This window comes from Candidatus Hartigia pinicola (assembly GCA_020541205.1).
Taxonomy (GTDB): domain Bacteria; phylum Pseudomonadota; class Gammaproteobacteria; order Enterobacterales; family Enterobacteriaceae; genus Hartigia; species Hartigia pinicola.
In genome coordinates this window covers 121767-136407 of sequence record CP048208.1, presented here as the reverse complement: position 1 = coordinate 136407, position 14641 = coordinate 121767, and the positions used below count along the sequence as shown (strand labels likewise).

The following is a 14641-nucleotide window of genomic DNA, read 5'->3' as shown; positions in this document are numbered from 1 at the left end:
TTTTCTTTACAAAGTTTACCATAATAATATACAGTTATATTAAATAAAAATCTTTAGGGAAGATTGTCCTGTACACAAATGATGTTTAAATATAAATCAAAATATAAAATACCTTATCCATATCTACGGTATGGAAAATATGTATATTTTTAGTTTTTCAAGATAAACAGATTCAATTTATTGAAATATTTTTTCAAAAATATTCATACTATTAAATTTTCTAGCTAAAATAAATATATAAAAATTATTATATTTTAAAATATTTTAATAACATTTAAAATACTAATAAATTATCTCTATAACAAGAAGCCGTTAGTCTGCTAATGAATGACATCCTTTCAACTAAATAATAAAATAATTTCATATTTCTATTTAACTAATCATGTGTAAAGAAAAAAATAAAAAAAAACAATCGACTAGCTTTGAAAGTTCACTTAAAGAACTTGAAGAAATTGTATCTCACCTTGAACCAGGTTCACTATCTTTAGAGGAAGCGCTCAATGAGTTTGAGCGTGGAATTCAAATCGCTAAACAAGCTCAAAAAGTTTTGAAAGAAGCTGAACAACGAGTAAAAATTTTACTGATTGATGATGAAAATCAATCACTTGATGATTTTTCAGTAGATACAGAATAAATTATGCCTAAACAACAGCATGATCATTTTATAACTCAACAAAAACATGCATGCGAACGTGTTAACCAATGCATTTTAAATACTTTAAATGCGCTTCCATTTTCAGATTTACCTCTATCTGCTGCTATGCGATATAGTACATTACTTGGTGGAAAACGTTTACGTCCATTTTTAACCTACACTGTAGGAAAAATGCTGGGAGTTAATCTAGAAAACCTAGATTCTGCTGCCGCAGCTATCGAATGTATTCATGCTTACTCTCTGATTCATGATGACCTTCCAGCTATGGATAATGATAATCTACGACGTGGGAAACCAACGTGTCATATCAAATTTGGTGAAAGTAATGCTATTTTAGCAGGTGACGCTTTACAAACTTTAGCTTTTCAACTACTCGCATCCGGTACAATGCCAGATGTGACCTATAAAGATAGGATTTCCATGTTGTCTGAACTAGCTAGTGCTAGTGGTTTATCTGGAATGTGCGGTGGACAAGCATTAGATCTTGATTCTGAAGGTAAAGACATTAATCTCGAATCTCTTAAACAAATCCATCAACATAAAACTGGAGCACTAATACGTGCCGCTATTCGTATTGGCGCATATGCCGCAGGTAAAAAAGGATATACAATATTACCTTTATTAGATAAATATGCTAATTCTATTGGTCTTGCCTTTCAAGTTCGGAACGATATTTTAGATGTAATTGGTGATAGCGCGTTGACTGGTAAACAACAAGGAACTGATATTAAGCATAAAAAAAATACGTATCCTGCTTTGTTAGGACTGAAATCTTCACAAAAAAAAGCTAATGACTTGTATTATGATAGCCTTGATGCTTTAAAAACTATTGAAACTCAAGGATATAATACGAAAACACTAGCAAATCTAGCAAATTTCATTATTCAACGTAAAAACTAATAATATGCAATGTGGCTCATTTATTCAGGTAATTCATCTTCAAGTGGCATATTAAGTAATGCAAGCGCTAATTTTAACAAAAAAGAGCAGTGTATTCATCATTATAAACAATCATGGGACTCCGAATGAGTATTAATATCGCTAAGTACCCAATTCTAGCGCTTGCAGAAAAACCTGATGCACTTCGTCTTCTACCAAAAAAAAATCTACCTAAGCTATGTGATGAACTTAGACAATTTTTATTAAACAGTGTTGCACGATCTAGCGGTCACTTTGCCTCTGGACTAGGCGCCATTGAAATTACTGTTGCATTACATTATATCTATAATACTCCTTTTGATAACCTTGTATGGGATGTTGGGCATCAAGCATATCCCCATAAAATATTAACAGGTCGCCGTGATCGAATTGATACTATTCGTCAAAAAAATGGATTACATCCCTTCCCTTGCCGTACAGAAAGTCAGTATGATGTACTCAGCGTTGGCCATTCCTCAACATCAATTAGTGCTGGTTTAGGTATGGCGATAGCTGCTAAAAAAGAAAAGAAAAATCGTAAAACAGTCTGTATTATCGGTGATGGTGCAATTACCGGAGGTATGGCATTTGAAGCTATGAATCACACAGGTGATGTTGCTCCTGATATCTTAGTTGTTCTTAATGATAATGCCATGTCAATTTCTGAAAATGTTGGTGCGCTCAATAAGCATCTTGCACATTTACTTTCTGGTAAATTATATACAACATTACGTGAAAGCGGAAAAAAAGTTTTCTCTAATATTCCTCCTATCAAAGAACTATTAAAAAAAACTGAAGAACATATTAAAGGTATGGTTGTCCCTAGCACTATGTTTGAGGAATTGGGTTTTAATTATATAGGTCCTATTGATGGTCATGATATAGACATATTAGTACACACACTAAAAAATATGCGCGATCTTAAAGGTCCACAATTTTTACATATTATGACGAAAAAAGGTCGTGGTTATAAGCCTGCCGAAAAAGATCCTATCAGCTGGCATGCAGTCCCTAAATTTGATCTAAGTACTTTTACTTTGCCAAAAAATAAAGACATTCATCCAACATTCTCTAGAATTTTTGGCGATTGGTTATGTGATGAAGCTAAAAACGATAAAAAATTAATGGCTATCACACCAGCAATGCGTGAAGGATCAGGAATGGTTCGTTTTTCCAAAGAGCATCCAGATCAATATTTTGATGTGGCTATTGCAGAACAACATGCAATCACTTTCGCTGCAGGGTTAGCTATTGGTGGTTACAATCCTGTTGTAGCAATTTATTCAACTTTTTTACAGCGTGGTTATGACCAAGTAATCCACGATATAGCTATTCAAGGCATTCCTCTGTTATTTGCCATTGATCGCGCAGGTATTGTTGGGGCTGATGGTCAGACTCATCAAGGTGCATTTGATTTATCTTTTCTGCGCTGCATCCCAAGATTTATTATCATGACACCAAGTGATGAAAATGAATGTCGTCAAATGCTACATACGGGTTATCATTATAAAAAAGGACCTAGTGCAGTTCGATACCCTCGTAGTACAGGCACAGGATCTAAATTTCAATCCTTAACAACTTTACCCATTGGAAAAGGTGTTATACGTCTCAAAGGGAAAAAAATTGCGATATTATGCTTCGGAACATTATTAAACCATGCTTTAATTGCTGCGAAACAATTGAATGCAACTGTTGTTGACATGCGTTTTGTTAAGCCATTAGATGAAGCGTTAATTCTTGAAATGGCAAATCATCATCAATTATTAGTAACACTTGAAGAAAACGCAATTATAGGTGGTGCAGGAAGTGGTGTCAATGAATTTTTAATGCATGAAAAAAAAATACTACCAATATTAAATCTTGGATTACCAGACTTTTTTATATCTCAAGGTACTCAGGAAGAGCTGATGTCTGATTTAGGTATAGATAGCAAAGGTATTATTAATGCTATTATTCAGTACCAACAAAAATAATTAAACATAAAGCGATTACATTTCTTTTTATTATAGTGAATACTTGATACTTATATCATTTTTACAAAAATAGTTTATTAATTTATTAGTGTTACTATCTATATTTTAAAATATCAGATAACATTTTATCTAAAAATGCCTTAAAAATTTCATCCATGTTCTATTAGATAGAAATACCACATTTCTAAATATATTTTAAAAATTTTTATATATATCTTTTAACGATCATTTAAATAGTACGATGTATTTTAAATCTAAAAGACAAAAACTCGCATAAAATTAATATAGAAAAATAAATTACTTAAATATTATAATGACTTATTATAAATACTTTTTCATAAGTTCATTTATAATTACTACCAATAATTATAAAACTATACTTACCTTTTCAATGAAATAATTTTATTTATACACTAAATAAAAAGCAAGCATTAAAATTATATATTTAATAAATAATTTACCTTTTTAAAACCTGCATGTATGGTCATAAATATTTCTGAATTAATAAAAATGTTACACTAACTATATCAGTAAAAAATACTTTATTTATATTACAATATAACAAGATTTATTATACTCTCAGCAAGCATGGCACTATTACATCAAGCTACTTTCTGTTATATATGCTAGAGCGTATACTTAAACTTTTTCTCAATAAATCTAGACAGTATATATTAATCTACTGAGGATATCCTGATGTTATTATTAAGTAACTATATAGTATGAGAATTCATCTTTTTAATAAATGATTGATAAAGTTTATAATTAATGTAAATTAAACTACATAGTATCACTACAAAAGAGACTATAAAAAATTTTCTTCTATTTTAGAAAAATTGCTATGATTAAATAATCAATAATTTATCGTTAATTTAATAAGAAAAATTTCAGGAAAAAATAAATACTAGAAAACTCATGTATCCTATAATTATTAATAATTTATATTTTTATAATATTATTATAAATAATATAATTCTTATAAATATTCATACTGCATATCCTGTTAATTATTTTCATAATTACAGTAACTCACAAAATACCATTTGATATATAACTTGGTAAATTCTTTTTGCTTCTATATCTTATTATAAATTTATTAACTAAATAATAAACATTATAGTATAAGAATAAATTAGAAACAAACTTACTTGATTATTATTATCATCTTATCAAAGATATCTTAAGCATTATTATGTCTATAACGAACGAGTGGTACTACTTTATCAAGCACTCCATTTATAAATTTATGACTATCTGAAGAACCAAAAACTTTAGCTAGTTCAATACCTTCATTTATAGTGACTTTATAAGGTACATCTTTTCGATAATTAAGTTCATACATCGCAATCCGTAAAATTGCTTTCTCTATTTGTCCTAACTCTTCAATTTGACGAGATAAGAATGGTTTCATTAATTGATCAAGTGTGATTACATGATCGACCACTCCTAACAATAATGCATGAAAGTAAATGACATCAACCTTAGACATATCTTGTTCATTAATAAACTGTTCCTCTACATCAGAAATGTTATTATCAGATAATTGCCATGAATAAATAGCTTGGACAGCACACTCTCGAGCACTACGACGAAAAGCAGGATTCATAAAACTTTTCCCTTTAAATAACAAAATATAATTAACCTTTTATAGCTTTAATGATATTAATCATTTCTAATGCAGTTAATGCAGCTTCAGAGCCTTTGTTACCTGCTTTGGTACCAGCACGTTCAAAAGCTTGCTCAATATTTTCAGTTATTAAAACACCAAAAGTAATAGGGACTTCACTATTAATTCCTATATGAGATAAACCTGCACTACATTCACTTGCTATAAACTTGAAATGGGATGTACAACCACGAATCACTGTGCCTAATGCAATAATAGCATTATATTTTTTTGTTGCCGCCAGTATTTTCACTGTTAATGGTAACTCGTAGGCACCGGGTACCCAAACAACAGTAATATTATCATTCGATACTTGACCAATACGTTCTAATGTATCAATAGCGCCGTTTAGTAGACTGTCATTAATAAAATTATTAAATCGAGAAACTACAATGGCTACACGTGCTTTTGATGCTATCACCATACCTTTAATGATGTCCATGGACTTCCTTTAGTATTAATTGTTTTTCAGAAAAAAGGTGATTATCTTTCGCTCTTAAGAACGTTGTCATTCAGTTTTCGAAAATGATCACAGATTGCGCTATATTATATAGGACGTAGCCTAACACGCAAGTCATCTCCTAATTTATTCACATCCATAAATTCAAATTTAAGCGCATCAGACAATTGTTCTAACGGAGAAAAATTAACTAAATTTCTTGCGCTATCTCCTAACAATTTTGGAGCAATATATACAATAAGTTCATCAACTAAACCAAGTTTTAACAAAGATCCAGCCAGATTCGGTCCCACTTCCAGCCATATACTATTAAGATTTCGTGCAGCTAATTGTTTCATTAAAATCACTAAATCAATACCAGCATCATCTGCAGGGATCTCAATTTGCTCAACATTACCTTTCCAGATTCTATTAGTGTCAGGTTTTGGACGAATTAACCAACATTTTCCCGATAATTGAGTGACTTTGTACTTAGCTGTTACACGATTGTGAGTGTCTAATATTACTCTAATTGGTTGACGCACATTTTCTTTTGGGTAATGACTCTGAATATTCATAGGGAGCTCATTCCAGCGAATAGTTAATGATGGATTATCAGCTAACACTGTACTACTAGTGCTTAATATTGCACTTGCTTGTGCACGTAACATCTGTACATCTTGTCTTGATACCACAGAGCTAATCCATTTACTCTCACCAGACTTTAATGCTGTTTTGCCATCAAGCGAGGCTGCAAGCTTCAATTGGAGGTATGGAAATGCTGTACGCATACGTTTAAAAAAACCACGGTTAAGTAACTCAGCTTGCTCTGTTAATACACCAGTTACAGTTTCTACTCCGGCTTTTGATAACATATATAAACCACGTCCAGCTACCTGAGGATTTGGATCTTGGACCGCTACCACAACACGACTAACACCTGCATTAATTAATGCTTCAGCGCAGGGTGGTGTAGCGCCATAATAACTACAAGGTTCTAACGTCACGTAAGCAGTTGCTCCTTTTGCTTTTTCACCAGCCATACGAAGTGCATATACTTCAGCGTGAGGTTCACCAGCTTTCTGATGAAAACCTTCACCAACAATTTTTTCATCACGAACAATCACAGAGCCAACATTTGGATTAGGAGATGTAGTAAAACGGCCCTTCTTTGCAAGAGTCAGCGCTCGTTTCATATAAATATAGTCTTTTTCAATCATAGAATTAATCCTTTAATATCAGCCTTTCCTTACTAAATTGCTATATATTCTAAATATCAACAATATAGAAAGAGAAAATAAATACAATTAGCTTTCTTTCACTTGCTAAATTTATATATTACTAAAGTATTAATAATTTTAAAGGAAGCATCTTTTCCAAATCACGACATGATGATTTAATAAAAATTGTTTCTTATTCTAAATAAATATAGAACTAATACGATCATTATTTATGTTTATTTATAATTTCTGCATAATAGAACAAAAAGACAAGAATTTTAAACTTACAAACTAAAAATTAACATTTAGATACCTCATAAAGTTTTATATTCAATATTTTTTTCAGAAACTTTTTATACATTTAACTACCTTATTCTAAAAAAATAAAAACACAAACACAAAACCTATTGTACAATAACTATTTTAAATATCGTTTATAACATATAATACATATATCCAAAATATTTTAACCTGAAAAATTTTTTTCTAATATATTATTCACTTATATACATAATTTTATGCAAAGACCACAAGTCATTAAAACACTTTTCTATGCCTGATATTATTTATTGTTACTGAAATGACGTAAAATTTTCCCTTAAGTATCCACAATACTCTGAGCTTCATGTTAAAAGCTTTTATGATTATCATAATCTTTTTTGTATGAGATGTGTTCCTATTTTTATAATTTTACGCAATCTTTCTCACATAAGAAAAACTAGTATATACACTAGTTCTGATAAAATCTTTCTAACTAATTTTAAGACTCACTATAGAAAACTATTATCTTTTTCTAATATTTTCTCTTTACAAGGTTGTGAATATATAATCAATGTATAATGCTATTTTTAAAAAAATTTTTACAAGCATATTTTACACTGATACTAGATTGTAATAGAATACCACCATACAAAAATACTTTATATATATCAATATCATATTAATTTTTACTTCTGAATAAAAAATTTGACTCATTAAATGATTTGTTCAATTAACCTTTATTCTAGACTGCTCTGATTTTAAAACAACATATACTTATCACTATGCTTCACAACTCTTAATAAAATCTCTAAAGATTTTCCAGGTTTCTAAAATATTTCTATTAATCACAATACAATTACGTATTTTTATTGAATATAATTATTATAAAAATAAAAAGCTCAAACGCTGTTAAAATTATAAAGAGTTGAAATATAATTAAATAATTATATTGTCTCATTATTCACTCCTTATATTTAAACAAATATCAATCAAGAATATTACTATCTATAAGTGCACAATATGAATAATGAATAGTATTCTTAATTCTATTTTTTAAGAAATTAATAGCATTTTATTATAAAATAAATATTTTATAATCTATGCTCGAGTTATTTATTCTTTATTTTATATAACTTTATAACACATATATCTGTACTATATTAATTAGGCATAATATTCATATATAATTATGAGAATTAATGCAATAATAATTCTTAATTAATCCCTTCTTTCTCAATTTTTAACAAAAGTAAATCTTTACGTTTTATTCCCATCTTCAATGCTAACGCAGAAGCAATGTAAATAGATGAAACAGTCCCTATGGTTACACCAATTAACATAACTAGTGAAAAACCTTCTAACATTGAGCCACCAAATATATATAATATTAGAGCTACCACTAAAACAGTTCCTGATGTCATAATAGTGCGACTTAAAGTTTGAGTTAAAGAAATATTTATTATCTCATATGACGTACCGAAACGGATCTTACGGAAGTTTTCACGAATACGGTCAAATACTACGATACTGTCGTTCAATGAATAACCAATAACAGACATTAAGGATGCTATAATTGTCATATCTATCTCAATATATAATAACGATAACACACCTAACGTAATTATAACATCATGTATCAGCGCTAATACTGAACCATAAGCTAAGCGCCATGAAAAACGCAGTCCAACATAAATCAAAATACAAATTAGCGCAGCTAACAATGCCAATGCACTGGTTTGTACTAACTCAGCCCCAATAGTTGGCCCCACAAATTCAATACGTTTTACTATTGCCTTATTATCAATATCATGATTTATGACTGAAATCATATTTTTACTAATTCGCTCACCTGAAACACCTTGAGTTGGTGGTAAACGGATTATAATATCGCGACTACTACCAAAATTTTGAATCACTGGTTTTTTGTATTTTAAGTCTGAAAAAGTCGCTCTAATTTTTTCTAAATTTATTGTTTGGCTTAAAGTAATTTCTACTATAGTACCACCTGTAAAATCTAACCCCCAGTTAAAGCCCTTGACTCCAATAACTGAAAAAGAAGTAATTAATAATATAATAGAAATACAAAAAGCCACTTTATCCCAACACATAAAATTATAAACTTTACAGCCATAATTTAATTGTTCAACAGTATAATTCTCTAATACATAATTATTTTTAGATTGACAATTTTTTAACACGTTTACCACCGTATAATAAATTTACAATCGCACGTGTACCTATAATAGCTGTAAACATAGATGTAGCAATACCTATAGTTGTTGTAATTGCAAATCCTTTAATGGAACCAGCACCTACTGCATAAAGAATTACAGCAGTAATTAATGTTGTTAAGTTTGCGTCAATAATACTTGAAAACGCATTTTTATATCCTTCATGAATCGAGTTTTGAACAGAACGACCATGTTTTAGTTCTTCTTTAATTCGTTCATTGATTAAAACATTAGCATCGACTGAAACAGCAAGAGTTAATACAATACCCGCAATACCTGCCATAGTCAGTGTTGCTCCAGGTAACAGAGACATAATACCAATGATCATAACTAAATTTACTATCAGAGCCGCACTCGCAATCAAACCAAACTTACGATAATAAATAGTCATAAATAAAACAGATACTAACAGACTCGCAATACAATTTTTTAAACCTTTTTCGATATTCTTTATACCTAGTGTTGGTCCAATAGTCCGCTCTCCAACAACTTGAATTGGCGCAGTTAATGCACCAGCACGCAGTAACAAAGATAACTGTCGAGCTTCATTTTGATCACGTATTCCAGTAATACGGAATTGACTACCAAAATTTGCAGAAATACTAGCTATATTAATCACTTTTTCGTCTTTTACTAAGATTACACGACCAGTCGTATCTTTTTTGCCACTATCTTTATATTCAATAAATAATGTTGCCATGAATTTATTTTGATTATTTCGAGTAAAATTAGACATCATTAATCCACTATCACTATCTAAATTAACATTTACTTGTGGCGCACCGTTTTCATCACTACTAAATGATGAATTAGTGATATGATCTCCTGTTAAAATAACACGCTTATAAAGAAGATAAGGCACACCATTACGGCTATACTTAATTTCAGAATCAAACGGAACACGAAGATTTTGGGTCGTAGTAAGATCAATATTTGAATTAACTAAACGGAATTCAAGAGTTGCCGTCGCACCTAAGATATCTTTTGCACGTACGGTATCTTGAATACCAGGCAACTCAACAATAATGCGCTTTAAACCTTGACGTTGTACCAAAGGTTCAGAAACACCTAGTTGGTTTACGCGATTACGAATAATAATAATATTTTGAGATACAGCATAGTTATGAATTTCACGTAAACGCTCATCAGTCATAGAGGCAGTCATGATATTATTATCATAAGAGAACACTAGATCTTGAAATTTATCTGTTAGTATTTTTTCTGCTTTACGACGCTCGTACTCATTACGAAAATTCATTTCAATACTATAGTTATTAGTACCTTTTCGAAGAAAACAGTACGAAATTCCTGTTTGGTGAAAATTGTTACGTAACCTATTTATATTTTGTTCTTGTAATTTATCCAATACAGAGTTGATATCAACTTCTATTAAAAAATGAACGCCACCACGCAAATCAAGACCTAGTTTCATAGGCTTTCCGCCAAGTTTATCTAGCCATTTAGGAGTAGAAGGTGCAAGATGTAGTGCAGCAATATATTGCTTACCTAATGAGTTCACTAATATTTCAAGGGTGCGCAATTGAATATCAGTGTTATTAAATCGAACCAATATTATCCCATTCTTTAAAGTAATAGATTTACTTTTTATGTTTTCTTTTTCTAACGTTTTTTGAACTTGAGCCATCGTTTTTTCATGAGATACAGTTCCTCGCACACCAGTAATTTGAATAGATGGATCTTCACCATATAAATTTGGAAGTGCATAAAGAAAACTGATGCAAATCGTAAAAATCAACATCAGATACTTCCACAAAGGATAACGATTTAGCACAAGAAATTTCCCTTCGGGAAAATAAAAAATTAAATAAGTTTCATTATACTGTGAGTTAGGTAAAATAATAATAATGAAATCACGTTTGATAGTTACTTGAGTTTTTTTTGCTTAATTAAAAAAACAATATAGACTATATTAAAATTTTGACTATAAGTGAATGTAAAAGATTTGTTATTAAAATTACTACTCTTAAAACATGGTGGTAATTTATAATATTTTCTTACTTTTTTTAGAGATAGAGTTATAACATTAAAGACCTTAAAAAAAGATCAAAATAATGATTATCAGATACGTTCTAATCTATACTAATCATCTGAAGTACTTATGTATGTGCTGAGATTTTAAAATTAAAGAACTGATTTAAGTTCAATAAACATATAACCAATACATAATAATTTTAAAGTAAAATAAACTATCACTTAATAAATTAAGTAAAAATGATCAAAAAATTACCTTCAAAAGCATGAAGTATATAATTCAAATCATGCATATAACAAAGACATTTATCCCACATTATAAAGATCAGAATTATTATGCTCAATTAATTATAATAACTCAAAATCTACATTAATTCTATATAAAACAAAAATTATCTTTCGCAATTTTTTGATAAAAATTTTGAGCAAATTCTGTAAAGGTATTTTTTTCAATTGCTTGACGTATACCCGACATTAAGCACTGATAATAACATAAATTATGAATAGTATTCAGTCTTGCACTCAGCATTTCATTACAACGATCAAGATGATGTAAATATGCTCGGCTATAATTCTGACAAGTATAACAATCGCAGTCTAAATCTAATTTTGAAATATCGGATTTATACTTTGCATTGCGAATTTTTACTACACCATGCGTGACAAACAAATACCCATTTCTAGCATGTCGAGTTGGCATAACACAATCAAACATATCAATACCATGACGTACACCTTCAATCAAATCCTCTGGTTTACCAACACCCATTAAATAGCGCGGTTTCTCAGTAGGCATTTTAGGACAAAGATGCTTTAAAATACGGTGCATATCTTTTTTAGGTTCACCAACTGCCAAACCACCTACAGCATATCCATTAAATCCAATATCTACAAGACCCTGAAAAGAAATATCACGTAAGTCTTCATAAATACCACCTTGAATAATACCAAATAATGCATTTTTATTGTTTAATTCATCAAAACGTTGACGACTACGATAAGCCCATCGTAATGACAATTCCATCGATTTTTTTACATCACCCCAGCTAGCAGGATAGGACATGCATTCGTCAAAAATCATCACAATATCAGAACCAAGATTGTATTGAATGTCTATTGACGTCTCAGGACTAAAAAAAATTTTTGTTCCGTTAATTGGATTATAAAAATGTACACCTTCTTCTTTAATTTTACATATTTTACTTAAACTAAATACTTGAAAACCACCTGAATCAGTCAGGATTGGACCTTTCCACTTTATAAAATTATGTAAATCTCCATGCAACTTTATGATCTCTTGTCCTGGACGTAACGATAAATGAAATGTATTGCTTAACAAAATCTGTGTACCAGTTTTTTCTACTTCTTCAGCGGTCATTCCTTTAACTGTACCATAGGTAGCTACTGGTATGAATACTGGTGTCTCAACTATACCACGCTCAAAAACTAAACGACCACGACGTGCTTTTCCATCAGTAGTTTTTAATTCATATTTCACATTAGTTTCCTAAAATCAGAAAATAGTCTACTATTGATCTTAATTTAACAGATGATCAGATCAATTTTAGCTATCGAGCTACAATTTTTAATTATTATTCTCCAATTTTTTCTATATGAGCAATTGGATTGCGAGTAATAAACATGGCATCACCATAACTAAAAAAACGATATTTATGTGCTATAGCTTCTTTGTATGCTTGCATAGTATTTTGATATCCTGCAAATGCAGAGACTAACATTATGAGTGTTGATTCTGGTAAATGAAAATTAGTAATTAATCCATCGACGATCTGATCTTCAAACCCTGGATAAATAAAGATCTGAGTATTATTAAAAAAAGGAGAAATAAGAACCTCTTGATTGGATTTTGCTGCACTTGCTAAAGAGCGTACAGACGTTGTACCAACCGCAATGACTCGGTTACCTCGCACTTTACAAGCTAACACCGCATCAACGACATTTTGTGATACTTCTACATATTCAGAATGCATGACATGATCTTCAATTCTGTCTACACGGACAGGTTGAAAAGTTCCAGCACCCACATGTAATGTCACAAAAGTCATTTTTACGCCTTTTTTGTAGAGCGCTTTAAGTAATGGTTGATCAAAATGCAACCCCGCAGTCGGTGCAGCAACAGCACCGAGACGGTGACTATAAACGGTCTGATAAAGTTCTTTATCTAACTCATAATCAGGACGATTGATATAGTGTGGAAGAGGAATATGGCCAATTTTATTAAGGATACTAATCACATCAAGTTCACTCTCAAAGCATAATTCAAAGAGCGCATTATGACGAGACATTACTACTGCATGAATACTTTTATCTTTACTCAATACTATCGAAGCACCTTCTTTTAACACTTTAGAAGAATTAATGTGGGCAAGCACTCGACGCTCATTCAGTATTCTTTCAACAAGTATCTCAATCTTACCACCACTTACCTTTCGACCAAAGAGTCTTGCAGGAATAACCCGAGTATTGTTCAACACTAATAAATCACCAGATTCCAATTTATCAAAAATATCAGTAAATACACCATGAGTAATTTTCCCACTTCGACCGTCAATACTTAATAGTTTGCACGCGCTCCTCTTTTTTTGAGGATACTGAGCAATTAGTTGTTTAGGCACTTCAAAACTGAAATTAGAAACACGCATGATATTAAGATCAACAATAATAGTAAAATAGTTTAGTGAAAATCATAGAACGATACAAAAAATAAGCATTACTTCAGATAAAATAATATTTATTATTTAATAAATGCTAAAATAACAAAGAAAATTTTCTTTACATACTTACTATTTTATTCAATTATTTAATTTTTATTGTTTTTAATGCAATGAAGGAGAAATTTCAAATTACATAAATTATAAGTAAATAATGTAAACATAAGTCGTCCAGAAGATATAAAAAAAATCTTTTAAAGTATAATTGTTATCATGTCTCTTCTTAACACAAGAACTAACAGTATTAAAATTAGTTAAAAACTATTTAATCAATTAAATTAATATTCTTCAAAATAAACGAAAATATATACATTTCAAGAAGTGGTGTATATAAGAATGTTTTATATAATATTTATATCCCACATTTTTCCTGAAAAATATGTTATCTAGTAATTTTTAGTGAAATTATTTTATATTCATGTTTTAAATTTTCAAAATAAAAATTCTTCAAAAACAGAATTAATATGCTAAAACGTATAAAAGTATTTAGTTAGAAAATTCCTTGTTAATCACAATAACAATGAGAAATATAGCTTACGTAATCATGCATTACA

At 30.2% G+C, this 14641-nt stretch carries 10 protein-coding genes; 3 read left to right on the top strand and 7 right to left on the bottom strand.

What is annotated here, in order from left to right; all coding sequences use genetic code 11:
- The first annotated feature begins 382 nt into the window (after nt 1–382).
- The 3 genes from xseB to dxs all read left to right on the top strand — a co-directional run bounded on the left by xseB (nt 383) and on the right by dxs (nt 3546).
- Nucleotides 383–634 (top strand): exodeoxyribonuclease VII small subunit, encoded by a 252-nt coding sequence (gene xseB, locus GFV14_RS00320; protein ID WP_457914369.1) that lies wholly within the window; start codon nt 383–385, stop codon nt 632–634.
- 3 nt (nt 635–637) lie between these two features.
- On the top strand, nt 638–1555 hold the full coding sequence (ispA, locus tag GFV14_RS00315; RefSeq protein WP_457914368.1) for a (2E,6E)-farnesyl diphosphate synthase: 918 nt from the start codon (nt 638–640) through the stop codon (nt 1553–1555).
- Nucleotides 1556–1680: 125 nt separating this feature from the next.
- A complete protein-coding gene (dxs, locus tag GFV14_RS00310) occupies nt 1681–3546 on the top strand; it encodes a 1-deoxy-D-xylulose-5-phosphate synthase (RefSeq protein ID WP_457914367.1) in 1866 nt (621 codons plus the stop codon).
- Between the two features lie 1180 nt (nt 3547–4726).
- Here the strand turns inward: dxs and nusB are convergent.
- The 7 genes from nusB to queA form a co-directional block, all read right to left on the bottom strand.
- Nucleotides 4727–5152 (bottom strand): transcription antitermination factor NusB, encoded by a 426-nt coding sequence (gene nusB, locus GFV14_RS00305; protein ID WP_457914366.1) that lies wholly within the window; start codon nt 5150–5152, stop codon nt 4727–4729.
- A gap of 31 nt (nt 5153–5183) precedes the next feature.
- A complete protein-coding gene (gene ribH, locus GFV14_RS00300; RefSeq protein WP_457914365.1) occupies nt 5184–5654 on the bottom strand; it encodes a 6,7-dimethyl-8-ribityllumazine synthase in 471 nt (156 codons plus the stop codon).
- A 104-nt stretch (nt 5655–5758) separates the two neighbouring features.
- A complete protein-coding gene (ribD, locus tag GFV14_RS00295) occupies nt 5759–6871 on the bottom strand; it encodes a bifunctional diaminohydroxyphosphoribosylaminopyrimidine deaminase/5-amino-6-(5-phosphoribosylamino)uracil reductase RibD (protein WP_457914364.1) in 1113 nt (370 codons plus the stop codon).
- A 1475-nt stretch (nt 6872–8346) separates the two neighbouring features.
- The gene (gene secF, locus GFV14_RS00290; RefSeq protein ID WP_457914653.1) at nt 8347–9240 is read right to left on the bottom strand and encodes a protein translocase subunit SecF; all 894 of its coding nucleotides are present in this window, start codon (nt 9238–9240) and stop codon (nt 8347–8349) included.
- Nucleotides 9241–9307: 67 nt separating this feature from the next.
- On the bottom strand, nt 9308–11155 hold the full coding sequence (gene secD, locus GFV14_RS00285) for a protein translocase subunit SecD (RefSeq protein WP_457914363.1): 1848 nt from the start codon (nt 11153–11155) through the stop codon (nt 9308–9310).
- Nucleotides 11156–11731: 576 nt separating this feature from the next.
- On the bottom strand, nt 11732–12853 hold the full coding sequence (gene tgt, locus GFV14_RS00280; RefSeq protein ID WP_457914362.1) for a tRNA guanosine(34) transglycosylase Tgt: 1122 nt from the start codon (nt 12851–12853) through the stop codon (nt 11732–11734).
- A 94-nt stretch (nt 12854–12947) separates the two neighbouring features.
- Nucleotides 12948–14018 carry a tRNA preQ1(34) S-adenosylmethionine ribosyltransferase-isomerase QueA gene (gene queA / locus GFV14_RS00275; protein WP_457914361.1) on the bottom strand — a complete coding sequence of 357 codons (1071 nt, stop codon included), beginning with the start codon at nt 14016–14018 and terminating at the stop codon, nt 12948–12950.
- Between the last annotated feature and the right edge of the window lie 623 nt (nt 14019–14641).